Annotated in this window: 26 protein-coding genes and 1 pseudogene; 18 read left to right on the top strand and 9 right to left on the bottom strand. The window is 70.2% G+C overall.

Going from position 1 to position 25,055, the window contains the following annotated elements:
• Positions 1-302: pseudogene (locus QSG27_RS16740) on the bottom strand (hypothetical protein); the annotation flags it as partial.
• An 80-nt stretch (positions 303-382) separates the two neighbouring features.
• Between QSG27_RS16740 and QSG27_RS16735 the strand changes: the two are divergent.
• Positions 383-790 (top strand): hypothetical protein, encoded by a 408-nt coding sequence (locus QSG27_RS16735; protein WP_306708049.1) that lies wholly within the window; start codon positions 383-385, stop codon positions 788-790.
• Between the two features lie 4 nt (positions 791-794).
• Here QSG27_RS16735 and QSG27_RS16730 read toward each other — a convergent pair whose 3' ends face one another.
• Positions 795-1,658 (bottom strand): FkbM family methyltransferase, encoded by an 864-nt coding sequence (locus QSG27_RS16730; RefSeq protein WP_306708047.1) that lies wholly within the window; start codon positions 1,656-1,658, stop codon positions 795-797.
• A gap of 345 nt (positions 1,659-2,003) precedes the next feature.
• Here QSG27_RS16730 and QSG27_RS16725 point away from each other — a divergent pair, with 345 nt between their 5' ends.
• The 8 genes from QSG27_RS16725 (at position 2,004) to QSG27_RS16690 (ending at position 11,593) form a co-directional block, all read left to right on the top strand.
• Positions 2,004-4,073, top strand: coding sequence for a GumC family protein (locus QSG27_RS16725; protein ID WP_306708045.1), 2,070 nt, complete (start codon positions 2,004-2,006; stop codon positions 4,071-4,073).
• Between the two features lie 59 nt (positions 4,074-4,132).
• Complete coding sequence (locus QSG27_RS16720) at positions 4,133-4,858, top strand: polysaccharide biosynthesis/export family protein (protein WP_306708043.1); 726 nt, start codon at positions 4,133-4,135, stop codon at positions 4,856-4,858.
• Complete coding sequence (locus QSG27_RS16715; protein ID WP_306708041.1) at positions 4,855-5,661, top strand: WecB/TagA/CpsF family glycosyltransferase; 807 nt, start codon at positions 4,855-4,857, stop codon at positions 5,659-5,661. Before QSG27_RS16720 ends, QSG27_RS16715 begins: the two co-directional genes overlap by 4 nt.
• Positions 5,658-6,980 (top strand): hypothetical protein, encoded by a 1,323-nt coding sequence (locus QSG27_RS16710; protein ID WP_306708040.1) that lies wholly within the window; start codon positions 5,658-5,660, stop codon positions 6,978-6,980. Before QSG27_RS16715 ends, QSG27_RS16710 begins: the two co-directional genes overlap by 4 nt.
• Positions 6,977-7,912 (top strand): FkbM family methyltransferase, encoded by a 936-nt coding sequence (locus QSG27_RS16705; protein ID WP_306708038.1) that lies wholly within the window; start codon positions 6,977-6,979, stop codon positions 7,910-7,912. The genes QSG27_RS16710 and QSG27_RS16705 overlap by 4 nt, the downstream gene beginning before the upstream one ends.
• 289 nt (positions 7,913-8,201) lie before the next feature.
• Complete coding sequence (locus QSG27_RS16700; RefSeq protein WP_306708036.1) at positions 8,202-9,017, top strand: class I SAM-dependent methyltransferase; 816 nt, start codon at positions 8,202-8,204, stop codon at positions 9,015-9,017.
• A 9-nt stretch (positions 9,018-9,026) separates the two neighbouring features.
• The gene (locus QSG27_RS16695) at positions 9,027-10,598 is read left to right on the top strand and encodes an exopolysaccharide biosynthesis polyprenyl glycosylphosphotransferase (RefSeq protein ID WP_306708034.1); all 1,572 of its coding nucleotides are present in this window, start codon (positions 9,027-9,029) and stop codon (positions 10,596-10,598) included.
• Between the two features lie 41 nt (positions 10,599-10,639).
• A complete protein-coding gene (locus QSG27_RS16690; RefSeq protein WP_306708032.1) occupies positions 10,640-11,593 on the top strand; it encodes a glycoside hydrolase family 18 protein in 954 nt (317 codons plus the stop codon).
• A gap of 20 nt (positions 11,594-11,613) precedes the next feature.
• Here the strand turns inward: QSG27_RS16690 and QSG27_RS16685 are convergent, their stop codons facing one another.
• The 6 genes from QSG27_RS16685 to QSG27_RS16660 form a co-directional block, all read right to left on the bottom strand.
• The gene (locus QSG27_RS16685; protein ID WP_306708030.1) at positions 11,614-11,895 is read right to left on the bottom strand and encodes a cytochrome C oxidase subunit IV family protein; all 282 of its coding nucleotides are present in this window, start codon (positions 11,893-11,895) and stop codon (positions 11,614-11,616) included.
• Positions 11,896-11,898: 3 nt separating this feature from the next.
• The gene (locus QSG27_RS16680; protein ID WP_306708028.1) at positions 11,899-12,498 is read right to left on the bottom strand and encodes a cytochrome c oxidase subunit 3 family protein; all 600 of its coding nucleotides are present in this window, start codon (positions 12,496-12,498) and stop codon (positions 11,899-11,901) included.
• A 242-nt stretch (positions 12,499-12,740) separates the two neighbouring features.
• Positions 12,741-13,310 (bottom strand): hypothetical protein, encoded by a 570-nt coding sequence (locus QSG27_RS16675; RefSeq protein ID WP_306708026.1) that lies wholly within the window; start codon positions 13,308-13,310, stop codon positions 12,741-12,743.
• 114 nt (positions 13,311-13,424) lie between these two features.
• Positions 13,425-14,633: a glutathionylspermidine synthase family protein gene (locus QSG27_RS16670; protein WP_306708025.1), complete on the bottom strand. Its 1,209-nt coding sequence runs from the start codon at positions 14,631-14,633 to the stop codon at positions 13,425-13,427.
• A gap of 4 nt (positions 14,634-14,637) precedes the next feature.
• A complete protein-coding gene (locus tag QSG27_RS16665) occupies positions 14,638-15,231 on the bottom strand; it encodes a DUF1190 domain-containing protein (protein WP_306708023.1) in 594 nt (197 codons plus the stop codon).
• A gap of 18 nt (positions 15,232-15,249) precedes the next feature.
• Entirely contained in the window at positions 15,250-15,663 is a 414-nt protein-coding gene (locus QSG27_RS16660) for a DUF350 domain-containing protein (protein ID WP_306708021.1), read from the bottom strand.
• Between the two features lie 227 nt (positions 15,664-15,890).
• Here QSG27_RS16660 and QSG27_RS16655 point away from each other — a divergent pair, with 227 nt between their 5' ends.
• The 7 genes from QSG27_RS16655 to QSG27_RS16625 all read left to right on the top strand — a co-directional run bounded on the left by QSG27_RS16655 (position 15,891) and on the right by QSG27_RS16625 (position 24,138).
• Positions 15,891-16,346: a hemerythrin domain-containing protein gene (locus QSG27_RS16655; protein ID WP_306708019.1), complete on the top strand. Its 456-nt coding sequence runs from the start codon at positions 15,891-15,893 to the stop codon at positions 16,344-16,346.
• 11 nt (positions 16,347-16,357) lie between these two features.
• Positions 16,358-17,359: an ABC transporter substrate-binding protein gene (locus QSG27_RS16650; RefSeq protein WP_306708017.1), complete on the top strand. Its 1,002-nt coding sequence runs from the start codon at positions 16,358-16,360 to the stop codon at positions 17,357-17,359.
• An 8-nt stretch (positions 17,360-17,367) separates the two neighbouring features.
• Entirely contained in the window at positions 17,368-18,192 is an 825-nt protein-coding gene (locus tag QSG27_RS16645) for an ABC transporter permease (RefSeq protein WP_306708015.1), read from the top strand.
• Between the two features lie 189 nt (positions 18,193-18,381).
• Positions 18,382-20,667, top strand: a complete 2,286-nt coding sequence (locus QSG27_RS16640) for a TonB-dependent receptor family protein (protein WP_306708014.1) — start codon at positions 18,382-18,384, stop codon at positions 20,665-20,667.
• A 29-nt stretch (positions 20,668-20,696) separates the two neighbouring features.
• Positions 20,697-21,470, top strand: coding sequence for an ABC transporter ATP-binding protein (locus tag QSG27_RS16635; protein WP_306708012.1), 774 nt, complete (start codon positions 20,697-20,699; stop codon positions 21,468-21,470).
• Positions 21,467-22,681, top strand: a complete 1,215-nt coding sequence (locus QSG27_RS16630; RefSeq protein ID WP_306708010.1) for an NnrS family protein — start codon at positions 21,467-21,469, stop codon at positions 22,679-22,681. Before QSG27_RS16635 ends, QSG27_RS16630 begins: the two co-directional genes overlap by 4 nt.
• Positions 22,682-22,953: 272 nt before the next feature.
• On the top strand, positions 22,954-24,138 hold the full coding sequence (locus QSG27_RS16625) for an NnrS family protein (RefSeq protein WP_306708009.1): 1,185 nt from the start codon (positions 22,954-22,956) through the stop codon (positions 24,136-24,138).
• Between the two features lie 7 nt (positions 24,139-24,145).
• On the opposite strand, the gene QSG27_RS16620 is transcribed toward QSG27_RS16625, so the two are convergent.
• Complete coding sequence (locus QSG27_RS16620) at positions 24,146-24,346, bottom strand: DUF1858 domain-containing protein (RefSeq protein ID WP_306708007.1); 201 nt, start codon at positions 24,344-24,346, stop codon at positions 24,146-24,148.
• Positions 24,347-24,606: 260 nt separating this feature from the next.
• Here QSG27_RS16620 and QSG27_RS16615 point away from each other — a divergent pair, with 260 nt between their 5' ends.
• Positions 24,607-24,837, top strand: a complete 231-nt coding sequence (locus QSG27_RS16615; RefSeq protein WP_306708005.1) for a hypothetical protein — start codon at positions 24,607-24,609, stop codon at positions 24,835-24,837.
• A 120-nt stretch (positions 24,838-24,957) separates the two neighbouring features.
• A partial coding sequence (locus QSG27_RS16610; RefSeq protein ID WP_306708051.1) for a CoA transferase occupies positions 24,958-25,055 on the top strand: 98 nt, incomplete at its 3' end.

The following is a 25,055-nucleotide window of genomic DNA, read 5'->3' as shown; positions in this document are numbered from 1 at the left end:
AGGGCGCGCCCGGCGGCGCGCCCCTGCCCCACCGCCAGCTCGGCGGCGATGTGCCGGGTGACGGCCCGCTCCAGCCCCAGCCGCGCGACCGTCGACGCCAGACCGATCCAGGTCAGGCACAGGAAGAACAGGCCGGCCTCATGGACGCCGAGCGACCGCGCCGCGATCACGTAGAGGCCGAGCTTCCCGGCCACCTCCACCCCGCGCAGCCCGAGGCCGGCGGCGTAGCGCCCGAGGGCGTGCCATGTCTTGAGAGCGGGTGCCGGGAGACGGGCCGGGAAACGGAGTGTCTGGAGACGCATCACGCGGTGTGGGATAAGGGGTTATCGCGGCACCGGACTCCATCCGGCGCCGCTTTGGGACCGGCGGCGGAACGCCGCGCATGGAGCATGATCGGCGGATGAAGGCGGTGGCGGGAAAACGGTGCAGCGGGAAGGGCCGCGCGGCCCTGGCGGTCGGCCTCCTCGCCGGGGCGCTCGGATTCGGGCTCGGCGGCCCCGCGCTCGCGCAGGACGCGGAGATGGAATGGCGCCCCATCGACATCCGTCAGGAGATCCGTGCCCATTTCGACCGCATGCCCTATGGCTGGTGGATCCGCGAACCCGAACTGCACCTGAACACCTACGAGGTCGAGGTCAACATTCCCGACTGGTGGCGCGGCAACCCCACCTCGGCGGTGAACACCCTGTGTCCGGAGCGGCAGAGCCGCATCTGGAAGGAGGTGAAGATCCTCACCCTGCGTCCCTTTTATCAGAAGCGGCCCTGGCCCGGGGTGGACTGCCGCCGCTGACGCATCAGGGGCGGGCGTCCGCCTGCCCCACGCCCATCTGCCCTCCGCCCATCTGTCCCAGGGCCGCGCGCAGCCGGTCGGCCACGCCGTCGCGCGCGATGAAGAGGAAGTTGTTGATGTAGAGGCTTCCCTTCCGGCGGTGCGTGCCCGCCGCGTTCAGGGCCGAGCGCGCCTGATGGCGTTCCAGGTCGAAACCGTCCAGCGGGCACAGGCGGTTCGACAGGACGAAATAGCCGCGGTAGTCCAGCGGGTCGAGCAGCGACCGCAGCTTCGCCAGGGCGCCGGGGTTGTGCCGCTCCTCCGCCTCGATCAGCAGGTTGGGCCGGTCGCGCCCGATCAGGCGGAGGCCGCCGCCGATCACCGCGGCCTCATGCCCCTCCACGTCGATCTTCAGAAAGCCGACCGGCCCGTCGTCGAAACGGTCCAGCTTGAGGCGCGGAACGGTCACCGTCTCCACCGCCTGTCCGTGCGTGCCCACCGCCCCGGCCTCGACCGACGCCAGGGCGGAGGAGCGCGGAACGTGAAGCAGGATGGAACCCTCCCCGTCGCTCAGCGCGCAGCCCTCCACCCGCAGGCGGCCCGACGCGACCAGGGGAGCGAACTTGTCCTTCAGCAGCGCCGCCAGCTTGGGATTCGGCTCGAAGGCCGTCACGCGGTCGGCGGACCGGCAAAGCCAGAACGTGTAGATGCCGCTGTTGGCGCCGATGTCGTAGGCGGCCTCCCCCGGCGCGCACAGGGCGGGGAGCAGGCGCAATTCCGGTTCGGCATAGAAGGGGGCCAGCCGGTCCCGCATCCAGGTCAGGCGTCGGAACAGCGCCGGATGACGGGCTTCGATCGCGGCCTTCAGTTCGGACAGTGGATTGGTCATGGGGGCTCGGTGCGGGATCGGGGGACCTCACCTAAAGTGGAAGGCTTTGGCCCACGCTGAATAGTTCAAAATTGAGACAAAATGCTTCAAATACGCAACCACCCCATGACAGGCTTACACCAGACGTGGTAAACCAGTCCAGTCAAGTGTTTGATTCACACCGTGCGGTGCCCGTTAAATATGCTGTCTCAACATCTGGAAAGCCAAAGGCAAAGTCAATCGGCTGATCCGCCGGATGTCTCGCCGGCATCGCAGTCGCATGGCGCGCTGTTTTCCAGCAGTGTGGCGGCGTTCACGCCACGCGACCTTCTGATACTCGCTTTTTATCACAAGCGAATTATTCTGGTGGTCGCTCTTCTGTCGATTATTGCCGGATTGATGGCGGCAACCTACGCGCGCACCCGCTACGCCGCGGAAAGCCTGATCCTGATGATGATCGATCGGGAGCACGCGGGCATCCAGGACGTGGCCGGGAACCTGCCGTCGGTCCTGTCGATCGACGGGTTGAAGTCGGTGGACAGCGAGATCCGCATCCTGGAAAGCCGCCGGGTGATCGAGGACACGCTGACGGTCCTCGACCCGCTGACCCTGTTTCCGGAGCTGGCGAGCCCGCGCCTGCTCGGCCTTCTGCCCGCCGACACGCCGCAGGACCGGTTGGAAAAGGCCATCGACAAGTTCAAGCGCCGCCTGCAGGTGGAGCAGCAGTCCTCGTCCAACATCGTGCGCCTCAGCTTCAGCCACGAGGACCCGGACATCGCCGCGGACACCGTCAACGCCCTGGCCGACGCCTATCTGAAGCGCCGCCGGGCGATCTTCGACGTGGCGCGGTCGCCCTTCCTCGCGTCGGAGCTGGCCCGCCATTCCGACCAGTTGAAGAGCATCGAGAAGCAGATCCAGACGCTGAAGTCCGAATACGAGATCGTCGATCTGGGCCAGGAGACGCTGCTGGCCGCCAACCAGGTGGACAGCATCGTCCAGCGCCGCCGCCAGACCCAGGAACGCCAGGCCGCCCTCCAGGCGGAGGTCGCGGCGGCCAAGACGCGGCTCGCCGCCCTGCCGCCGCGGGTGTTCGACTTCAAGGAGCAGAGCAACCAGTCGCAGAACGACGACGACCGCAACGTCCTGCTCCGCCTGGAGCTGGAGCGCGACCGGCTGGCCTCGCAGTTCCTGCCCGACTACCCGCCCCTTCAGGAGCTGGAACGGAAGATCAGGACCGTCCGCCAGTCGATGAAGGGCGGGGACAAGCCGGTGTTCAGCACCCAGCGCGAGGTCCGCAACCCGACCATCGTTTTCCTGAACAACCATCTGCTGACGCTGGAGATTGAACAGGACGCCGTCGCGCGGCAGCTGGCCGAGTTGGACCGCCAGCACGCGGTGGCGGTGGAGAAGGTCGGGCGCCTGCGCATGGCCGAAGGCGAGCTGCGCGACCTGGAGCGCACCCGCGGCGTGCTGGAGGACATCTACCGCGACTACGCCCAGCGGACGGAGGCCGCCCGGGCCGAGGAGGAGGCCGCCAAGGTGCGCTTCTCCAACGTGCGCGTGGTGCAGCCGGCGGTGGCTCCGGCGACCGGGACCAGCATGGGGCCGAGCTTCATCATCGCCGGGCTGGTCGGCGGCATCCTGCTGGGCGGGGCCGCCGGCGTCCTGGCGACGTGGCTGCGTCAGGTCTACATCCTGCCGCACGAGATCGAGCGCGACCTGGGCGTCCCGGCCATCGCCAGCTTCGCCGCCACCGACGGGGAGCTGGCCTCCCCCGGCGCCGAGCAGGAGCTGATCCATCTCGCCGCCCAATTGCGCGACCACGCCCTGGATGACCGGCCCATGGCCCTTCTCCAGTTCGTGACCGCCAACGAGGGCGACGGCGAGGCCACGGTGGCGCGGGGGCTCGCGCTGGAATTCGCCAAGGGGCGGGGCCTGCGCACGCTGGTCGTCGATCTCTGCGGCGACGGCGCTGGCCAGTTGGGCGCGATCAATGCCGCCGCGGATGCCCCTACGGACGCCGAAGCGACCGGCGGGGACGGAGAACGGCTGCCGGCCATCGACATCCAGGGCGCCGCCGATCTGGAAGCCGTCCTGTCCGCCGTGCCGCTTCTCTGGGTGTCGCGGCAGGCCCCGGAATCGGCGCTCGGCAGCCTGCGCACGCCCATCGCCCAGTCCCGCCAGATTCTGGAGAGGCTGCGCCAACGCTTTGACATCATTTTGATCCTGTCCCCCCCGATCGCGAACAGCCATCTTGCCCGCCGCCTGTCGCCGATGGTCGATGCCAACATCCTGGTCGCCCGCGCGGAGCACACCCGTGCGCCGGTCGCGGCCCGGATGCGCGACTCCATCCTGGCCTCCGGCGGCGACATCGCCGGACTGGTGCTGACCGGCCGGCACTTCCACATTCCCCAGGTGATCTACCGATGGCTGTGAGGGCGATGGCTGCGAGGGCGATGGCTGCGAGGGCGATGGCTGCGAGGGCGAAGGCCGTGTTGCGGGGCGTCCAGCTGGCCGCGCTGGTGGCGCTGGTGGCGCTCGGCGCGTGCACCGGCCAATCCCTGACTCCCAGGGAAGCGATGCCGGAGGGCTTCGCCCGATGGGAGGATGCCGTGCCCCCCTACCGGCTGGGGCCGGGAGACCGCTTCCAGGTCAAGTTCATGCTCGTCCCCGACATGGACGAGGAGGTTCTGATCGGCCCCGACGGCTCCGCCGGCCTGCGCATCGCCGGGCAGGTCGAGGCCGCCGGCCTGACGCCGGGCGAACTGGCCGGGGTCGTCGAAGCCCGCGCAAGGCGCTGGATGCGGGCCCCGCAGGTCAGCATCGGCCTGAAGGAAACGCCGTCGAACCGCGCCTATGTCGGCGGCGCCGTCGCCCGGCCCGGCCCCTACCTGCTGAACGGGCGGATCGGCGCGATGGAGGCCATCATGCTGGCGGGCGGTTTCGACCGCGAGGCGCGGTACGGCGAGGTGGTGCTGATCCGCCGCAACCCCGAGAACAAGCCGATGCTGCGCACCATCGACACCCGCCGGTTCCTGGAGACGGGAGCGGCGGTCGGCGACGTGCCGCTGGCCGCCGGCGACATCCTGTTCGTGCCGCGCAGCTCCATCGCCGAAACCGGCCTGTGGGTCGAGCAGTTCATCAACCGCGTCGTGCCGTTCGAACGCGCGTTCAACTACACCATCAGCCGTCAGACCGGGGGGATCACGACCTTCCCATGACGACTCCGCTCCCCGACCCGGCGCCGATTCCCACCGACACCGTCTTCGGCGTCGCCATCGCCCGCCTCGACGTGGCCGCCGCCGCCGCCGCCATCGCCGCGCGCGCGCCGGGGGAGCCCTTCGCCTACGTCGTCACCCCGAACGCGCAGCATGTGGTGCGGCTGCACCGCGGCGACGCCCGCTTCCGCGCCGCCTATGACGGCGCGTGGCTGCAGCTGTGCGACAGCCAGATCATGCGGCATCTGGTCCGCCTGCTGTTCGGCACGCGGCTGCACAGCGCCAGCGGCAGCGACCTGACCGCCCATCTGTTCGCGCAGGTCGTCACGCCGGACGATTCCGTCACCGTGATCGGCGGCGGCGAGGAGCTGGAGCGCCGCCTGCGCAGCCGGTTCGGCCTGACCCGGCTGGCCCGGCACGATCCGCCCATGGGCTTCTCCGCCGACCCGCGGGAAGTGGAGCGCTGCGTCCGGTTCGTGCTGGACCACCCAGCCCGCTTCGTCTTCCTGGCGGTCGGCGCGCCGCAATCGGAATGCCTGTCGCTGGCCATCCGGGAGACGGGACGGGCCACCGGGGTCGGGCTGTGCGTCGGCAGCTCGCTTCTGTTCGTGACGGGACTGGTGGAGCGCGCCCCGCCCCTGGTCCGCCGGCTCGCCCTGGAATGGCTGTTCCGGCTGGCGCTGAACCCGCGCGGCCACGCCCGGCGGGTGTTCGTGGATTCCCTGCCGCTGATCGGCATCGCCCTGTCCTCCTGGTGGTCGGCACGGCGGGGCCGGGCGGGCACCAACCCGGCGGCGCGCCCATGATCGTCGATCTGGCGGCCCGGCAGCGTGGACGCATCCTGTTCCCCGTCCGGGCGGCGGCCCCGCGCCGCGCCCTGCCCCGGCCGCTGATCGTGTTGACCCTGCTGGCGGTCCTGCCCCTGTTCGGGCAGAGCTTCCACTATCTGGTCGATGTTCCGCCGCTGTACGCCCTGTCGAAAAGCTGGCCGGTGCTGACCGTCCCGCTGGCCGTCTACGCGATGGCGCAGATCGAACTGCCCTTCAAGGCGCTGTGCATCGCCCTGCTCGCCTACCTCGTGGCGATCACCCCGGCGGTGTCGATGGTCCAGCTCGGCAACGGGCTGACCGACGCGATGGCGACCACGGTGAAGGTGTGGCCCTTCGCCTATTATTTCTCGCTCGCGGCACTGCTGGCGCTGCTGCGGCCCACGATTCCGCAGGTGCGCGGCGCTCTGGTCGCGCTGGGGGCCGGAACCTTCGTCGTCATGCTCGCCCTGTGGCTGGTCGTCCCGCCGGAGGCCTACGCCACCGACCCGCTGAAGAGCAAGCTGCTGATGTACGATTTCGAGCGGGGATACCGCATCTTCATGCCGATGTTCTTCGGCGTGCTGTTCCTGTTCTACCTGTCGCGGCGTTTCTGCGCGTACCGGGAATGGTGGACGTTCCCGCTGCTTCTGGCCGGCCTGCTGCTGATGGTTCTGATCTACAAGCAGCGCACGGTCCTGGGCGGGGTGGTGCTCGTCGTCGGCTTCGCCATGATCACCTCGGCGCGCGGCTGGTGGCGCATCATGGCGGTGTCCGCGGCCCTGGCGGCGGCGATCGTCCTGGCCGCCGTCTACAGCGCGGATCTGGCCGGGCGGGCGGAGCAGATGCTCGGCGCCTCCCTGTCGATCCGGCAGAACTCCATCGTCCTGGCGCTGAACTTCCTGGAAGTGACGCCGCTGCGCTGGCTGCTGGGGGTGGGAGCCATCACCCGCTTCAGCAACGTGACCCTGGCCGACATCCTGGGCAGCGACCAGTTCTACCTCGCCGACATCGGCTGGATCGGCGTCGTCTTCGAATACGGCGTCATCGGCGCGGTCCTGATCGCGGCCTTCTACGTCGCGGCCCTGCGCACCGCCCGCAAGGCCGCGACCGGAGCCGGAACCGGAGCCGACCCCATGGCGCAGGCGCTGGGCGACTATGTCCTGTTCGCCCTGGCGACCTCCACCATCTATTCCGTCGTTTTCACGCCCGGCGAGGTCGCCAGCGTGATGGCGCTCGCCCTCTTCTGGCGCACCGCCGGCACCCGGCGCCCGCAGCAGCCCCCGAAATCCCCCGTCCTCAGCATGGGAAGGCCATGAACGCCGCCACGCCCCCCTCCGCATCCCAGGCCGCATCCCAGACCGCCGCCCCGGCGTTTCTCCGCCGCCTGCGCCGCCTTCTGGCCCATCCGGGCTTCCGCGCGGAGCCGGTTCCGGTGCTGGTCCGCGCCGCCGTCTGGCTCGGCTGCGTCGTCCTGAAGCGCAGCCCGCGCTTCAGCCTGACCTCCGGAGGCGAACAGCTGCGCGTGCCGCCGGACCTGCGCTACACCTCGGTGACCTCCTTCGTGCTGCGGGACTGGTCGGAACCGGAGCTTCGGGAACTGCACCGGTTCGTCTCCCCGGGCAGCGTCTTCATCGACGCGGGCGCCAACATCGGGCTCTACACGCTGAAGGCCGCCCGGCTCGCCGGACCGGAGGGCATCGTGGTCGCGGTGGAGCCCGGCACCACCGCCGCCGACCGGCTGGAAGCCAACGTCGCCCTGAACCGTTTCGCCGCGGTCCGCCTGATCCGCAAGGCCCTGTCCGACCGGAACGGCACGGCGGTGCTGCACCATGTCTCGGCGGGCGGCGACCTCCAGGCCTTTTCCCTGCTGGGCGACAGCGCGACCAGGGAGGGCGAGGAGGTGGTGACGGTGACGCTCGACACCCTGGCCGACGAGCTGAAGCTGCCGCGCATCGACTGCATCAAGATGGATGTGGAAGGGGCCGAGCCCATGGTGGTGGAGGGGGCCCGGCGCAGCCTGGAACGCTGGCACCCGACCATCCTCTTCGAGGTCAACAGCGCGATCCTGCACCGCCGCGGCGAACGCACGGACGGCTGCTGGGAGCGTCTGGAGGCGATGGGCTACCGGTTCTGGCGCCTTCGGGAAGGCCGGCTGGTGCCCATCGCCGAGGTGCCCTCCGACTTCTGCAACGTGGTCGCCATGCACGAGGCCGGCGGGGCGGCGGCCCATGCAACGGTGACGGGCTAGGCCGGCGCCGTGTCCGGCGGCGTTCCTTCCGGTCATGCCCGCAATGGGCCCGCAATGGGGACCCTTCAATCATGCGCGAGAATTTCAGATGCGAATCCACACGCTGCGGAATCATGCGGAACAGATACGCGGAATTTTATCAAAATATGACAAAATACGACGTCATTCATGACGGCAATTTGTCAAAATTCAACATCACTACTTCAGCACTATCATTTTAATTTTTTGTAAACAAGTAAACGAATAATGGGTCCCCATGATGTCACAGCCCCTCGTTGCCACAGATTCTTTGCTTCATCGCTACGTCCGCACCGGCCACCGCCGTGTTGACGGATGGCTGTCGCGGCTGGACGCCCTTCTGATCGCTTCCGTGGGCCGGTGGCAGAGCGCCCAGGGCGTCGTGGGGTCGGTCGGCGAGATCGGCGTCCACCACGGGCGGCTGTTCATCCTGCTGGCCCTGCTGCGCAAGGCGGACGAGCGGGCTTTCGCCGTCGATCTGTTCGACGACCAGCAATTCAACGTCGATCAGTCGGGGCAAGGCGACGAGACGGCCTTCCGCAACAACCTCGTGCGTTTCGGGATCGCGCCGGCGTCGATCGAGGTCGTCCGGGGCAACTCGCTGGATCTCGCCTGGGCCGGCCTTTCCGGGCGGCTGGGTCCCTCGGTCCGCCTGTTCAGCATCGACGGCGGCCATACGGCGGAGATCACCCGCCACGATCTCGGCATCGCCGACGACAGCCTGGGCGACGGCGGCGTGATCGTCCTGGACGACTACTTCAATCCGGAATTCCCGGCCGTCTCCGAAGGCATGTGCCGCTTCATGGCCGAACGGCCGGGAGCCCTCGCCCCCTTCGCCATCGGCGACAACAAGCTGCTGCTGGCCCGCCCGGACTGGGCCGGGCGCTACCGCGGCATGCTCGCCGACGCGGTGCCGTCGCGCCATTTCGTGCGGGACACCGAACTGTTCGGCCAGCCCGTCACGGTGTTCCGCACGCCGCGGACGCCGATGCAGTTCATCCGGCAGACCGGCCTGACCCGCCGGCTTCGCTCCCATCCGCTGGGACGGGCGCTGAAGCCGATCATCCGCCGCTTCGTGCAAGGGTAAGGGGCTGCCATGCGCGACGACGTGCAGGTCCGTCTTCCGGTCGAGGAGCGGAACGCCGTTCCGGACCCTGCGGAGCCGCCGCAGGCCGCCGCGCCGGCATCCGGCGACTTCACCGGCGCGCGGGACGGCTGGCTGCACTGGACGCATGGGCTGGTCAACCGGCTGGCGATGGGCGCGGACGGGCTTCTGCTGGTGCTCGCCGGCCTTGCCGCCTGGGCCGTCTGGGCCGCCTGGACCAACGCCGCCGGACCGTCCCTCGACGACGCCCTGCCGCTGGTCGAGGCGGTCCTCTTCACCGCCGTCACGCTCGCCGTCTATCAACGCGCCATGACCACCATCGGCGCCTACCGTGTCGAGAACTACCGGCACTGGGGCAAGGCGCTGCTGGACGTGATCGGCGGCCTGCTGCCGGCGGGAACCGTCCTGTCCCTGCTCGTCTGGGCCTTCCTGCCGGAGGTCGATCCTTCGGGCATGCTCGCCCTGTGGGCCGGGGTGGCGCTCGCCTTTCTGGGAGCGGGGCGGGCCATGGCGGCGCTGGGCGTGCGCCTTCTGGAAGAGCGCGGGGTGCTGCGCCGCCGGGTCGTCGTCTTCGGCGCGACCGACGCCGCGGAGCGGATGATCACGAATCTGATGCTGCCCGAGCACCGGGCGAACTACAGCATCCTCGGCCTGTTCGACGACCGCGGCACCGACCGCCGGCCCGAGTCCCTGGCCGGCTTTCCGGTGTCCGGCGACCTGCTGGACTTCAAGCGGTTCCTGCGGGACAACCGCGTGGACATGATCGTCATCGCGCTGCCGTGGCGGGCGGCGCTGCGCATCCACGGCCTGTGCATGCAGCTTCAGATGATCTCCCTCGACATCCTGATTCCGCTGGACGAGGAGAATTCCAGGCTGAGGCTCGCCAACATGCGGCACGTCGGGGACGTGCGGCACATCGGGAACGTCCCGGCCCTGCTGGTGATGCGGCAACCGCTGCGCGGCATGCAGATCGTCATGAAGCGGATCGAGGATGTCGCCGTCGCCGGCCTCGGCCTGCTGGTGGCCTCCCCCGTCATGCTGGCCGCGGCCATCGCGATCCGCCTGGACTCGCCGGGGCCGGTCATCTTCCGGCAAACCCGCGTCGGCTTCAACAACCGCCCCTTCACGATGCTGAAGTTCCGCACGATGGCGGTGGACGACCGGGACGACGGCGCCGGCGGCACCAGACGGGACGATCCGCGCATCACGCGGGTGGGCCGTTTCCTCCGCCGGACGAGCATCGACGAACTGCCCCAGCTCTTCAACGTGCTGACGGGCGACATGTCGGTCGTCGGCCCCCGCGCCCATGTCCCGAACATGCGGGTCGGCAACCACCGTTACGCGGACGTCGTGCGCGAATACGCGGCGCGCAGCCGCGTGAAGCCGGGAATCACCGGCTGGGCGCAGATCAACGGCATGCGCGGCGGCATCCACACGGTCGAGAAGGCCCGCGTCGGCGTTGACATGGACATTCACTATGTCGAGAACTGGTCGCTATGGCTCGATGCAAGGATCATCATCAGCACCGTGACCACCGGCCTGTTCGGGCGCGACGTCTTCTAGCCGCCCTGGCCCTGGCCGCGGGCCTCGGGGCCGGAACCGGCGTGCCGGAAGGTAAGGCCGACCCCATGGCGGGCGGCCTGCCGCAACGCCCGCTGCTGGTCTATCACGACAGCTGGTACGAACGCCCGGCCACCGGCCCGACGGCGACGACCCTGGCGGCGCTTCCCGGCTACATGAACATGGTCGCCCTGTCCTTCGTCCGGCCGGACGCCGTTTATCCCGGACGCCTCGACCTCAAGGGGACCGGGCTGCAATACGCCTTCCCGGGCACGGTCCTGAAGGACGCCATCGCCCTTCTGAAGCAACGCCAGCCGGGAACCCGCGTGCTGCTCGCCGTGGGCGGGGCCAACTACGCGAACTGGGGGGCGCTGAACCTGGACGCCATCGCGCGGCTGGTCCGGGATCTGGGCGCCGACGGGGTGGATCTGGATTACGAACCGGAACTGCCGGGCTGCTCGGTCAGGCCGCCGGGGCGGGTCCGCTGCCTGTCCGACGCGGCGTGGCAGGATCTCGTCGCGCGCTTCCGCAGCACCTTTCCCCGCCCCCTGCTGCTGACCGTGCCGGGCTGGAGCATCGGGGCCTATGGCGAGGGCGCGTTCCGGAACGCCCCGCCGCGCGGTCCCCACACCGGTTCCATGCTCAACCTGCTGCGCTCGCCCCAGGCGGCGGCGATCGACCTCGTGTCCATCATGGCCTACGAGGGCGGACCGACCTTCGACCCCTGGCAGGCGTTCCAGGCGTACCGGGAGGTCTGGAAAGGCCCGCTCGCCCTCGGCGTGCAGGTTCCGCCCAGCCAGCTCGGCGGGCCGGACTACACCGTGCCGATGGCCGAGCGGCTGGCCCGCGGCGTGGCGCAGGACCCGCAGGGCGGCATGATGCTGTACCCGCTTCTCGGGCGTCCGCCCGGGACGGTCGGGCCGGACAACCCGGACGGCTTCCTGCTGGCACAGGCGCTGTGCCGCGGGCTGGCCCTTGCCGACTGCGCCCGGCGCTGAGCCGGAAGCCGAACGGGTTCTCACCGGAGAGCGGCTCCGATCATCGGGGAAAGAGCGTAGATCCCGAAGATCGTCGCCCCCAGCAGCGTGAGCAGAACGCGGAACAGCGTCCGCCACCCGGACTCCGCGCGCTGAAGGTCCAGGTAATGGGTGAGGATCTGGTCGGCCTTGAAATTGGCCGCGGCGAGAACGAGGCCGGCTCCGAGCGGGCCGAGGCTGCCGCCGCTGCCGCCGCGCCCGGCCCAGAGCGAGACGGCGGTGAGGAGGACCAGGATCGTCCAGGTGCGTGTCAGGATCGCCATCGCTCACCTCATCAAATAGACGATCGGGTAGAGCAGCACCCAGATCAGGTCCACCATGTGCCAGAAGGCGGCGCCGGTCTCCATGTTCTCCAGGCTGTCCCACCATGTGACGATTCCCAGGATCACGATCCCCGCCGCGACGTGCATCGCGTGAAAGCCGGTCATCAGATAATAGAGCTGGAAGAACAGGTTGGTCTCCAGCGTAAGGCCCCGGCCGATCTTGTCGCCGTACTCGACGGCCTTGACGGCGAGAAACACCCCGCCGAGGGCCATCGCGCCGATCATGGCCAGCCGATGGGAACGGCCCGAGACCCGGCGCCGCACCGCGACCGCGACCAGCCAGCCGCTCGTCACGAGAACCATGGTGTTCAGGCCGCCAAGCAGACGGTCCAACTGCGCCTGCGAAGCGTCGAACGTCACGGGGTCGAAGGCGCGCGCCACCGCGAAGCCGACGAACATCGCGCCGAAGGCCGCCAGCTCGCCCAGGATCAGGATCCACATCATGGGATTGCCGGGCAGGCTGGACAGAGGCCCCCAGTCGGCGGCCCCGTCGTCCGGGCTCACGCCGCCCGCAGGAAGGTGCTCCTCGGCGTCATGCGACATGAGCCGCACATCCCAACGCATCGAGCCCCCGTTGCCGGGTCCGGTGCGGCGCGGCGACCCGCGTTTCGATCCGCGCCGCCGGCTGTGAATGCCTCTCCGTCATGTCCGCTTCGCCCCTGGAGTGATTTGGCTGGACAGGAACATGACGCGGGAGGCGGCTCCCGTCTTTGCCCAAGGGCAAACTCGCAGCGCGTGCCGTCCTGCCGGTGCCGCACCGCATGGAACGGGAAAAGGGGGCGCCCCTAGAAGGTGCAGGCTGCCGGGATGGACTGGTCGCTCCACGCGGCCAGCGGCACCGGGCCGGAGGACACGGTGACCGTCTTGCCGTTGCGCGTCCCCTTGCCGGACAGAAAATTGATGTCGCAGTTTCCGCCGCCCTTCGGGTCCAGCGTGTCGCGGGCGGCGTACGTGTAACCGGCAACGACCAGCTCACCCTTGCGGAACGCGATGGTCAGCCGCTGGCTCCAACGGTTGCGCCCGACGCTGGCGTTCTCGAACACCGCAACCAGCGCCCCCCGCGCGTTGACGGTCAGCGCGGGCGTCTGACCGGCTATGCCGCCGCTCCAACCGATTGCCGGGTTGTAAACGGTCGGCTCGGCGGGAAGCCGTCCGCCGACCGACAGGTAGACGGCGAGGCCCACCTCCGAATCGGCGTCCGCAAGCACCGCGCGGTCGGGAACGCCGTCACCGTCGAGGTCGGCGGTGATCTCCGCAATAACGGGGGTAGCGCCAGGTCCGGCGGCAAGGACACCCGTTGCGGCCAGCGTTGATGAGGCGATCATCACGGCACCAACACAGACGAACCGCATCATCAGCTCCTTACGCCCGGCAGGTGGCCGCGACGGACCCCCGCCCTGACCTTCCCCCACTTCGCGGAGGAGGGGAAGCGGAATTGAGAAAATGCCGGCGTCGCGATTCGCCCATCGTCAGGTGCCGGCGATCCGATGCGGGACGAAGCGGCTGGTGTTGCCGGTGATCAGGGCACGGTCCTCGCGGACGCCCAACCCGCAAGGGGTGCCGCCGGCCATCCAGACGCCGAAGACGGCATGGTTTCCATCGGCCTCGGCCAGGGGCGTGAAGGCTTGATACACCCAGCCGTCATCGCTGTAGGGCCCCCCGGTCTCGGCGATCGGTTGCCCGATCGGGAAGCCGGCGGCGTCCAGGGTGGCGATGCTGACGTTGCGGCCTTCGCGACCGAGCAACGGCTTCGCCACCACCGTGCCGCCAGCCGGAAAACCGGCGCGGTCGAGCGCGGTGGGCAGAAGATTCGGATGGCCGGGGTTCAGCTCCCACAGAAGGGCGAACAGGCCCTTCGATGCCATGACCATCTTCCAGGCGGGCTCGATCAGCCGTATCCGCCCCTGCGCGGCGGCGGTGACCAGTTCGCGGCCCGTCGTCTCCCGGATCATCCAGTCCCATGGATACAGCTTCATCAGATGCCGGATCGGGAGGCCGCGATCGTCCAGGAAACAGCCGGTGGCGTCGTCGTAACGGATGTCCTGGATCGGCATCGCCTTGGTGGTCATGCCCGCCCGCAGCGCCAGCGTCTGGAGGTAGGCGATGGTCGCTTCGTCCTCCGGATGCGGCATCAGGCAGGTGAAATGGACGGCCTCCGTCCGCGACGCAAGGCCCGGACTGGTCCGCATGCGGGCCTGCCAGCGTTCGGCCAGCGCCTCCTCCAGGCTGTTGAACTGGTCGGCCTCCGGATGGACGTCCTGAAGCCAGCACCATTGCGCGACCGCCGTCTCGTACAGGGACGTCGGCGTCTCGGCGTTCAGCTCCAGCGCCTTCGGCGGTCCGCCCTTGCCGTCCCAGGCGAAGTCGAAACGCGCGTAAAGCGCCATGTCCAGGCCGTCGCGCCCGGCCCAACTCGCCTCGATGGCGGGCGCCGCCCAGCGGGGGATGCCGACCGCCTCGTACAGCCGGCGCGCCACCACATGATCGACCGCCTCCTCGCACAGACGGTAGACCTCCTCGGCGGCGGCCTCCAGCGTTTCGATCTCGGCGAGGGAAAAGCGCCAATGGGCGCTTTCGTCCCAATAGGGCGTGCCGTCGGCGTCCGTGTGGAACGGGAAGCCGATCTCGTCGAGCTTCGCCTGCCAATGCGGGCGGGGCGGCGTCCGGATGCGCTCCATGGGATCAGCTTCCCGAAAAGCCGCGCGACGCGCCGGTCGAACCGAAACCCGCGCTGCGCCCGGCGGTGGGGACCGTGAAGGACTTGCCCGCGGTTGCGTCGCCCGACCGGTAGTAGGAGTTGAAACTGCCGATCGAGCCGCCGCCGCCGCCGCTCGACTGCCGGGATTCGTCCTTGCGCTCGGGCACGGCGGGAAGCCGCCCGATCTGCGTGGCGCCGCTGCGGGCGTATCCCTGGCGGTCGAAATAGACCGGCTGCGCGTAGCTGCCCGTCAGGCTGCGCCCGATCATGAAGCCGACGAGCGCCGGGACGAAGACGTTGCCCACGCTGCTTCCCCGGTTTTCGTCCCCCGGGACGCAGGCGCCGTCGCCCATTTCCGCCTCGCAGGCCGCGCGGCTGGCGAACCGGGGAGCGCTGGCCAGATGCTCGTCGCGGGCGGCGGCGAAGGCCGCGGCGCAATCGCCCGCCGCCTTCTCGGCGGTGCAGGCCTCGACGGAGGGATAGACGGTCACGGCCTCCGGGCCGTCCTCGCCGCAGGCGACCAGGATCGGGCTGAAACCGCCCAGCAGCAGAGCCGCGACCGTGCGCGAGCGCTTCATCGGAACCCCTCCTCGACGTCAGTAGGTCAACGATCCGTAGTTCAGCAGCCCGACGGCGATGGACAGGCTGCCAAGGAGAACGCCGTAGGCGGTGCGGTCGGCTTCGACCCCGGCGCGGAAGTCGGGCAGCAGCACCCGTGAGCCGACGACGTAGACCAGAATCTGGGACACCAGCGCGATCGCTCCCCACACCGCCAGATCGACAAGGCTGGTGGTGTGGGACGCGACGCTGGTCAGCGGCAGGGCGAAGCCGATCATGGCGCCGCCCAGGGTGAGCGCCGCGGTCGTGTTCCCCTGGCGGACCAGAGCCAGCTCGCGGTAGGGCGTGACGGCGGTGTAGGCCACGATGAACAGCAGCAGGAAGCCCAGCATCACAGCCGCGAAGAGCAGATAGGACGGAAGGGTCGTCAGGGATTGGAGAATCGATGGCATGCGATTATCCGACGTTGCGTAAACCGCCCGTAGGGTTGCACCTTTTGCGGGCATACGGCAAGCGCTTACCGGGACGCGGACCGTTCCGGAGACGGCCGGCGCCACGGTTGGAAACGGGCGCCTTTCGTGCCCCTGCTTGCTCTGGCGCAACGATCCACGGAGGTCCGGCCGGCACTGTCGTCCCCAACACCGCTCACGAACATGCGGCCCCGGTTGGAGACATCATCATGTCCAGTGCAGCCATCAGCACCACCCTGTATCGCACCCATCACACCACCGTCGGACAGCTTGTCGGGCGGATCGAAGCGATGCTGGCGGCACCGTCCCCGACGGCGAACGCCGCCGCGCTGGCGACGACGGTCCGCGATCTGTTCGGCATCTTCACCGTCCACCTGTCGCTGGAGGACAGCGCGCTCTACCCGCGCCTGCTCGCCCATCCGACACCGGCGCTCCGGGCCACGGCAGCGCGCTTCCAGGCCGAAATGGGCAATCTGCGGGCCCGCTTCGACCGCTACCGGGCGCAGTGGCCCGGCCCGCTGGCCGTTTCCAAGGACCCGGACGCCTTCGTCCGCGAGACGCGGGAGGTGGTCGCCGCGCTGAAGCAGCGCATCGCCCGCGAGGATCTGGAGCTGTACGACGTCATCGACCGCGCCGCCCTCGCCGGCAAGACGTCCGACCGGTGAAGGCGCTTCCCATGATCCGCCCGAACCGCCGCACCGCCCTGGCCGGGCTCGCCGCCCTGCTGGCCGCTCCCTCCCTGCCCCGCCCCGCTGCCGCAGAGCCCTTGCCGCAACTGACCCTGTGGGGACCGCCGGCGGGTCCCTCGATCACGCTGGTCCACGCCATCGCCTCCGGCCTGCTGCGCCCGATCGCCGGCAAGGTCGTGTTCAAGGCGTGGCGCACCCCCGACGAGCTGCGCGCCGGCCTGACCTCCGGCACCATGCAGACCTTCGTGCTGCCGACCCAGTCCGCCGCCAACCTGTTCAACAAGGGGCTCGGCGTCCGGCTGGTCAACGTGATGACCAACGGGCTGCTGTATCTGCTGTCCGCCGATCCGTCGCTGGCCTCGGTGGCCGCGCTGAAGGGCCGGTCCGTCGCGGTTCCCTTCCGCAACGACACGCCGGAATACGTGTTCCGGCGCCTGCTGGCGGCGGAAGGGCTGACGCCGGGCACCGGAACATCCGATGGAGACGTCGCCCTCCAGTTCACCGGCACGCCGATGGAGGCGATCCAGCTCCTCGTCACCGGACGGGCCGACGCCGCCCTGCTGCCCGAGCCAGCGGCCTCCGCCGCCATCCTGCGCGCCGGGATGGCCGGCAGGACGGTGACGCGGGTCCTCGACATCCAAAAGGCGTGGGGCGCCGCCACCGGGCTGGGCACCGTCCTGCCGCAGGCCGGGCTCGGCGTCACCAGCGCCTTCCTGGCGGAGCACCCCGCCACCGTCGAGGCGCTGCACGACGCCCTGGCCAAGGCGACCGCCTCGGTCAATGCCGACCCGGCGCGGGCCGCCAACGACGCCGCCGCACCGCTCGGCCTGCCCTGGCCGGTCATCGAGCAGGCGATCCCCCACTCCAATCTGGTCGCCCAGCGCGCCGGCACCGTCCGCGAGCCGATGGAGGCCGTCTTCCGCGCGCTGGCGGCGTTCGATCCCAAGATCATCGGCGGCGCGCTGCCCACGGCGGACTTTTATCTGTGAGGCACGGCATGACGACGGCACGCGCCGGCGCGCTTCTCGACCGGTTGGGCCGGGTCGGGCAGTTCCTGTGGTCGGGCTGGGCCGGGCTGGCGGGGCTGGCCCTGTTCGCCGCGCTCTGGCAGGCCGGGCACGAGCGCTACGGCGACTTCATCCTGCCGGCCCCCCTGGCGACGCTGGCCGCCGGCCTGACCATCGCCGCCGATCCCGCGGCCTGGGAGCTGGCCGGGCAGACCACGCTGCGCGCCGTCGAAGGCTTCGCCTTGGCCGCCGCCGCCGGTGCGGCGGGCGGGCTGGCCGCCGGCTATTCGGCGGCGACGATGCGGCTGGCCCGTCCGATCCTGACCGTCCTGCTGGGGGTTCCGCCCATCGCCTGGATCGTGCTGGCGATGATCTGGTTCGGCTCCACCGACGGCACCATCATCACGACGGTTCTGGTCGCCGCCACCCCGGTGGTGTTCGTCGGCGTCGCCGAGGGCGCCGTCACCCGCGACCGCGGGCTGGACGACATGGCCCGCGCCTTCGGCGCCGGTCCGCTCGCCCGGTTGACCACGCTCGGCCTGCGCCACGTCGCCGCCTTCCTGTTCCCGGCGCTGACCGTGGCGCTCGGGTCGGCCTTCAAGGTGGCGGTGATGGCCGAGCTTCTCGCCAACACCGGCGGCATCGGCGGCGCGCTGGCCGCCGCCCGCGCCAACCTCGACGTGGCCGAGGCGCTGGCCTGGGTGCTGATCGCAGTGGCCGGGCTGATCGCCGTCGAATACACGCTGGTCCACCCCATCCGGTCCGAGTTCGAACGCTGGCGCAACGCCGCGCGCCCCTGGGGCGTCAAGCGCTGAGCGCCGCGCCGGCAGCCGCAATGGGGCCACCGGCAAAAGGGCCACCGGCAAAAAATTCGACGGTGCACCCTGCTTTTCCGTCGCGAACTTGACCGCGGACAAACAGCCCGCCGGAAAGGCCGATAAAATGCGAACGACAATGATTCGCATTTGCATCCAAGACATCGGCTTTTTGGGGAAACGACCATCATGACGACACGGGGACAGGCCGGCCAGGCGGCGTCCGGAACCGCGAGAGCGGACACCGCCACCCGCGCGCCCATCCTTTTGACCGGACTGGCCCTGGCCTCGCTGGCCGCGGTGGCGCCGCAGCCGGCCCACGCGCAATCGGCGGCACCGGGAGCCGCCGTCGTCCTCGCCCCCGTCACGGTCGAGGGAAAGGCCGACAGCGCCGAAGCAACCGCCCGCCGCCGGCTGGAGGCGATCCCCGGCGGCACCGCCCTGGTCGTGGAAGAGGATCTGGCGGGCAAGGCGAACGTCACGGTCTCCGACGCGCTGTCCGGGGTGCCCGGCGTGGTGGTGCAGAACTTTTTCGGCGGCAACGACCAGCCGCGCATTCAGATCCGCGGCTCCGGGCTTCAGCAGAATCCGGTGGAGCGCGGCATCCTGGCCTTGCAGAACGGCCTGCCGCTGAACCGGGCCGACGGCTCCTACATCGTCGGGCTGGCCAACCCGCGGCAGGCGGAATTCACCGAGATCTACCGCGGCTACACCGCCAACCGGCTGGGCGCCAGCATGCTGGGCGGGGCGATCAACGTCATCTCCCCCACCGGCTCCTCCGCTCCGGGCTACCGGCTGGGCGTCGAGGGCGGCAGCTTCGGCCAGTTCAACACCACCGCGCAGGCCGGCGGCAGCGCCGGAAAACTGGACGGGCTGGTCCAGGTCCAGCGCGGCCGGCGCGACGGCTACCGCGATTACAACAGCTCCGAACGCACCGGCTTCGACGCCAACGCCGGCGCCGTCCTGACGGACACCGTCACCACCCGCTTCTTCGCCGGCTACACCGACCTGTCCTTCGACGTCGCCGGCCCACTGACCCGCGCGCTTCTGGAATCCAACCCAAAGGCGGTCTACACCGGCCCCCGCGTGGTCAACGGCGTCGCCACCAACCCGGGGCCGAACGTCGTCCGCGACCGGCCCCAGCGCGAGGCCAGACAGTTCCGCGCCGGCAACCGCACGACGGCCACCTTCGGGTCGCACCTGCTGGACGTGGCCCTGGGCTACACGCACACCGACGACACCTTCCGCTTCCCGATCTCGTCGGGCATCCGCAAGACGGAGGGCGGCGACGTCACCGCCGTCGCGCGCTACGCCTACAGCCCCGACCCGAGCCAGCCCCTGCCGCTGTTCGAGACGACCCTGCGCTACGTCGTCGGATCGGCGGACCGCGAGGACTATCTGAACAACGCCGGCAGCCGGGGCGCGCTGTTCGGGCGCAGCAAAATGGACGCCTCCACCCTGGCGCTCCACGGCGGGCTGAACCTGCCGCTGGGCAACGCGGTCACGCTGTCCCCGGCGCTCACCGTCACCCACGCCACGCGCGGGAACGACGACCGCTTCGGTGCTGCGCGGCGGCCCACCATCGCCTTCAACCCGGCCAACCCGCGGGCGGCGCTGCCCGCCGGCTCGATCCCCGCGGGCGACACCAGCTACGACCGCAGCTACGACGGGTTCAGCCCCAGCCTCGGCCTGACCTGGAAGCCGCGGGAGGACCACACCCTCTACGCCGCGGTCAGCCGCAGCTTCGAGCCGCCCACCCACGACGACCTGATCGCCACCGTCAACGGCACCCCGAACAGCAGCGCCGGACGCCCGAATCCGGCGCAGCCCGGCCTCGTCTCCACCGCGTTCCGCACGCCGGACCTGAAGGCGCAGACGGCGACCACCGTCGAGGCCGGCTGGCGCGGCAATCTCGGGATCGTCACGGCCGATGCCGGGACCTACTATTCCTGGGTCGGGAACGAGCTGCTGAGCCTGCGCGATTCCACCGGCGCCTCGCTCGGCGCGGTGAACGCCGACCGGACGCGGCATTTCGGCGTCGATTTCGGGCTGTCGGCGTTCCTGACCGAGCGGCTGAGCGGGCGGATCGCCTACACCTTCCAGGATTTCCGGTTCCAGGACGATCCGGTGCGCGGCGACAACCGGCTGGCCGGCGCGCCGCGCCACGTCATCAACGCCTCGGCGCGCTACGACGTCACGGCGGCGCTGTCGGTGGGGGCGGAGGTGGACTGGTACCCCGGCAAGACCCCCGTGGACAACATGAACAGCGTCTACACGGACGGCTACGCCACCGTCGATCTGCGCACCACCTACGCCATCAACGGGAACGTCAGCGTCTATGGCGAGGCGCGCAACATCTTCGACGCGACCTACGCTTCCTCGACCCTGATCGTCGATCAGGCGTCGCCCACCCAGGCGGTCTATCTGCCCGGGGACGGGCGGGCCTTCTACGCCGGTCTGAAGGTCAGCTTCTGACATCCGATGTGTGAGAAAGGCATCCTGCCATGACCCGGGAAACGACGGACGCCGCCCCCTCCCTGACGCTGTCCGGCATCGGCCACGCCTATCTCGGGCGCACGGTGCTCGACGCCGTGGACCTGACGCTGGCGGCGGGGGAGGTGGCGGCGCTCGTCGGTCCCTCGGGCTGCGGCAAGAGCACGCTGGCCCACATCGCCGCCGGGGTGGTGGAACCGTCGCGGGGCCGCGTCGCGCGTCGCTACCGCCGCCACGGCATGGTGTTCCAGGACCCGCGCCTGCTGCCCTGGGCGACGGCGCGGGCCAACATCGCCTACCCCCTGCGCCTGCTCGGCCTGCCCCGCCGGGAGCGGCGGGAGCGGGCGGAGCAGGCCGCGCAGCGGGTGGCGCTCGACCGCGCCGACCTCGACAAGTTTCCCATCGAATTGTCGGGGGGCATGCGCCAGCGCACGGCCATCGCGCGGGCTCTGGCGATCGACCCCGACTTCGTCTATTTCGACGAGCCCTTCACCGCGCTCGACGTCGCCCTGAAGCGCCGCATGCAGGATCTGGTGATCGAGGCGGCGCGCGGGGCGCGGTTCGGCGCCCTGTTCATCACGCACGACCTGATGGAGGCGGTGCGCATCGCCCACCGGGTCGTGGTGATGGACGCCCACGGGCGCGGCATCGCCGGAACGCGCGCCGTTCCCGGCAAACCGGGCGGGCGCGACGACGGCACCGTCTACCGGCTGGTCGCCGGCTTCCTGTCCGACGACCCGCTGTTCCGCCACATCCACGACATCGACGAAAGGCGGACCCCGTGACGGACGCGATCCGAACCGCCCCCGCACAGCCTCTCGTCCGCGTCCTCGGCGACGAGGGGCTGCGGCTGTTCTTCCCGCTGGCGGCGCTGCACGCCGCGCTGTGGCCGGTGCTGTGGGCGGTGGTCAACGGCTTTGCCATGCCTTTCGACGGCGCGATCCCGCCGGGGCTGTGGCACGCGCACGAAATGCTGTTCGGCTCCTTCGGGGCGGCGGTGATCGGCTTCATCACCACGGCGAGCCCGGAATGGACCGACAGCCGGCGGCTCCAGGGGCGCGCCCTCTTCGCGCTGGCGGCGCTGTGGGGGGCCGGGCGGGTCGCCGGGCTGTCCGGCGCCGATGGGGCGGCCATTGCCGCCGCGGTGGCCGATACGGCGTGGCTCGCCGCCCTTCCCGTCTACGTCGCGGCGGTGTCCTGGCGCAAGCGCACGACCCGCTTGACCGGCGTCCTCCTCTGGCTGGGCGCTCTGGCGGCGGCGGGTGCCGCGGTCCACGCCGCCTTCGTGCTGGGCGACGTGGAGCGGGCGCAGGACGGGCTGCACGCCGCCGGTCTGGTGCTGCTCGGGCTTTTGGGTCTCGTCCTGGCGCGCATCACGGTGCCCGTCACGAATCTCATTCTCGACCCCGGCCAGACCCGTTCGCCCTACCGGCCCCATCCGGGCCGCCTCAATCTGGCGCCCGGTCTGGTCGCCGTCGCCCTCGCCGGGGAGATCGCCGGGCTGTCGCCGGCGGTGAGCGCCTATCTCTTCATCGCCGCCGGGGCCGCCTTCCTCGACCGGGTCGCCGAATCCTTCATCGGACGCGCCGTCTTCCGCACGGAGATCCTGGCGCTGGCCGGATCGAGCCTGCTGGCGGGTGCCGGGATGCTGCTGGCCGGGGCCTCCCGGCTGGGCGCGCCCTTTCCCGAAACCCCGGCGCTGCATCTGGCGCTGATGGGCGGGCTGGGTCTCGGCGTTCTGGCGGTCCTCGCCATGGCCGGGCTGTTCCACACGGGCCGGACCTTTCCCCTTCCGGCGGCGGCGCGGCCGGCCTTTCCGCTGCTCGTGGGCGCGGTGGCGTTGCGGGTCCTGCCGGAGCTGGGCGCGATGCCGCCACCGCCCGGGCCGCCCCACGCGCTGGCGGCGCTGCTGTGGGCGGCGGCCTTCCTGCTCTGGCTCAAGGTCTACTGGCCGTTCCTGTCGAAGCCGCGCGTGGACGAGGCCGCCGTCTGCTGATTCCAAACCATGCCGAGCGAGCGAAGGACAAGCTTCCGATGCCCCCCACCCAGAGCTTTGAACTTTGGTGACAAGGCCCTCTCCCCCCTGGGGAGAGGATTGGGTGAGGGGGCATTCTGCCCGGCAGGGCAGGCAAGAGTTCCGTCTTCGCAAGCGGAACGTGCCTTCGGCACCCCCTCGTCCTAACCTTCTCCCCAAGGGGGGGAGAAGGGATAGGCGCCGCTTCCGAAAGCGCCGTCAACCTGAGTTTCCTGTCCCGGAATCCCATCACCATGAATCAGTCGAACCCCCAGAAGGGAGTGGCCCTTTTCAGCTGCGGCTTCCGTCCCTTCTTCCTGTTCGGAGCGCTCTACGCCGCCGGGCTGATCGCCGTCTGGGTGCCCTGGTTCCTCGGCCTCATCCATCTGGAGACGGACCTGTCGCCCGTGTCCTGGCACACCCACGAGATGCTGTTCGGCTTCGTGCCGGCCATCATGGGCGGCTTCCTGCTGACCGCGGTGCCGGGCTGGACCGGGCGTCCGCCGGTGACCGGCTGGCCGCTGGCCGCTCTGTTCGGCGCCTGGATCGTGGGGCGGCTGGGCGTGGCCGGATCGGAGGCGCTGGGTCCGCTGGGCACCGCTCTGCTGACCCTGCTGTTTCCGGTGGCCCTCACCGCCGTGGCCGGGTGGGAGATCGTCGCCGCGAAGAACTGGCGCGACCTGAAGGTCCCCGCCGTCCTGACCGTCCTGATCGCGGCGCAGAGCCTGTTCCATTGGGAGCAATGGCAGTACGGGCAAAGCGTCCACGGCGCGGGCCTTGCGGTGGCGGCGGTCCTGACGCTGAAGATGCTGAACGGCGGAAGGCTCATCCCGGCCCTGACCGGAAACTGGCTGAAGGCACGCGGCGCCACGCGGCTTCCCCCAGCCTTCTCCCGCTTCGACGGGGTGGCGATGGGGGTCGGCCTGCTGGCGCTGATCGCCTGGGTCCTGCGGGATGACGGCGTTCTGGACGACCGGCTGACCGGCGCCCTGTTGCTGGCCGCCGGATCGGCGCAGGCGGTGCGCCTCCTGCGCTGGCAGGCGCACCGCACACTGGCCGAGCCGCTCATCCTCGCCCTGCACGTCGCCTACGCCTTCATCCCCGCCGGGTTCCTGCTGGCGGCCTGGGCCGCGCTGAGCGGAAGCGCCGCCTGCAACGGTGCGGCGCTCCACGCCTGGACGGCGGGCGCCATCGGCGGCATGTCCCTGGCGGTGATGACGCGCGCCACGCTGGGCCACACCGGGCGGGCGCTCACGGCCTCCTGGCCGACGGTCGCCATCCACGCCGCGGTGACGGCGGCGGCGGGCTTGCGGATCGCCGCGGCGCTCGACCCGCAGCGCACGATGCTGCTGATGCCGCCGGCGGGCGCCCTGTGGGCCGCCGCCTTCCTGATGTTCGCCCTGGTCTACGGACGCATGCTGCTGACGCCCCGGCTGTGAGGCGGCGTCAGCGCTCTCCCGCAATGGCCCGCGCGAACTCGTCGAGCAGCGCCGCGGCGTCGAGGCCGTAGTCGTCCGCCACCTCGGCGACGGTCTGGAAGCGCGCCATGGGGCAGCCGGGGCAGGCCATGCGGTGCTTGAGGAACACGGACAGGGTCGGCGGCCAGCGCTCCAGCACGTCCTCGACAAGGTCGGAGGACGAAGGCAAGGCCGCGGTGGCCAAGTGTGATGACGGGACGATCATCCCGGCACCGTAGCACGGCGGTGGGCGCGCCTCTTTGCGCCTGCGCAAACCGGATGGAGTCACCGTCCAAAATTGTCCTTGACCTCAAGTGAACTTGAGGTTTTAGCCTGACCCTAATGTATCTGGGATACCAGAGCGGATCGCGGCACGGGCCGCGAAAGGCGGCGGTCCCGAGTGCACCAAGGGAGGCGCGTGTGATCTCTCCGACATCCGTCAATTGGACCATGCTCAACACGCTGCGCGCCATGCCGGGTCCCGAGGCCACGGCGCCTCCGGTCTCGCTGCTCGCGATCACGAAGGCGGCGAGCCTGAAGCCGGCCGTCGTGAGGCCGGCGCTTTGCGAACTGGTCCGCCAGGGCTTCGTCCGGGAGTACGCGACGCAGTGCGGCAAGCAATACGCCAGAACCGAAAAGGGTGACCGGCGGATTCTGGAAATAAAAGGCTGGCTCCGGTAGCCGCCCGGAATCCTGCGGGAATCGACCACCGGCATCTTCCACTTCCGTCCGCTGCGACGGCGGACGGTTCGGCAACGCCGCCGGGCGCGACCCGCCTGCGGCTCAACAGGGAGAGACTGCATGGCCAAGGCACTCGAAGGCGTGCGGGTTCTGGACTTCACCCATGTCCAGTCGGGTCCGACCTGCACCCAGCTTCTGGCGTGGTTCGGCGCCGACGT

The organism is Azospirillum isscasi (genome assembly GCF_030849505.1).
Taxonomy (GTDB): Bacteria; Pseudomonadota; Alphaproteobacteria; order Azospirillales; family Azospirillaceae; genus Azospirillum; species Azospirillum isscasi.
This window is presented reverse-complemented; position numbering and strand designations above follow the sequence as displayed.

Coding starts and splice junctions, on each gene's coding strand:
- QSG27_RS16735 (WP_306708049.1), top strand. CDS start 383: ATGGAGCATGATCGGCGGATGAAGGCGGTGGCGGGAAAACGGTGCAGC.
- QSG27_RS16730 (WP_306708047.1), bottom strand. CDS start 1,658: ATGACCAATCCACTGTCCGAACTGAAGGCCGCGATCGAAGCCCGTCAT.
- QSG27_RS16715 (WP_306708041.1), top strand. CDS start 4,855: ATGACGACTCCGCTCCCCGACCCGGCGCCGATTCCCACCGACACCGTC.
- QSG27_RS16710 (WP_306708040.1), top strand. CDS start 5,658: ATGATCGTCGATCTGGCGGCCCGGCAGCGTGGACGCATCCTGTTCCCC.
- QSG27_RS16705 (WP_306708038.1), top strand. CDS start 6,977: ATGAACGCCGCCACGCCCCCCTCCGCATCCCAGGCCGCATCCCAGACC.
- QSG27_RS16695 (WP_306708034.1), top strand. CDS start 9,027: ATGCGCGACGACGTGCAGGTCCGTCTTCCGGTCGAGGAGCGGAACGCC.
- QSG27_RS16685 (WP_306708030.1), bottom strand. CDS start 11,895: ATGGCGATCCTGACACGCACCTGGACGATCCTGGTCCTCCTCACCGCC.
- QSG27_RS16680 (WP_306708028.1), bottom strand. CDS start 12,498: ATGTCGCATGACGCCGAGGAGCACCTTCCTGCGGGCGGCGTGAGCCCG.
- QSG27_RS16675 (WP_306708026.1), bottom strand. CDS start 13,310: ATGATGCGGTTCGTCTGTGTTGGTGCCGTGATGATCGCCTCATCAACG.
- QSG27_RS16670 (WP_306708025.1), bottom strand. CDS start 14,633: ATGGAGCGCATCCGGACGCCGCCCCGCCCGCATTGGCAGGCGAAGCTC.
- QSG27_RS16665 (WP_306708023.1), bottom strand. CDS start 15,231: ATGAAGCGCTCGCGCACGGTCGCGGCTCTGCTGCTGGGCGGTTTCAGC.
- QSG27_RS16660 (WP_306708021.1), bottom strand. CDS start 15,663: ATGCCATCGATTCTCCAATCCCTGACGACCCTTCCGTCCTATCTGCTC.
- QSG27_RS16655 (WP_306708019.1), top strand. CDS start 15,891: ATGTCCAGTGCAGCCATCAGCACCACCCTGTATCGCACCCATCACACC.
- QSG27_RS16650 (WP_306708017.1), top strand. CDS start 16,358: ATGATCCGCCCGAACCGCCGCACCGCCCTGGCCGGGCTCGCCGCCCTG.
- QSG27_RS16645 (WP_306708015.1), top strand. CDS start 17,368: ATGACGACGGCACGCGCCGGCGCGCTTCTCGACCGGTTGGGCCGGGTC.
- QSG27_RS16640 (WP_306708014.1), top strand. CDS start 18,382: ATGACGACACGGGGACAGGCCGGCCAGGCGGCGTCCGGAACCGCGAGA.
- QSG27_RS16635 (WP_306708012.1), top strand. CDS start 20,697: ATGACCCGGGAAACGACGGACGCCGCCCCCTCCCTGACGCTGTCCGGC.
- QSG27_RS16625 (WP_306708009.1), top strand. CDS start 22,954: ATGAATCAGTCGAACCCCCAGAAGGGAGTGGCCCTTTTCAGCTGCGGC.
- QSG27_RS16615 (WP_306708005.1), top strand. CDS start 24,607: ATGCTCAACACGCTGCGCGCCATGCCGGGTCCCGAGGCCACGGCGCCT.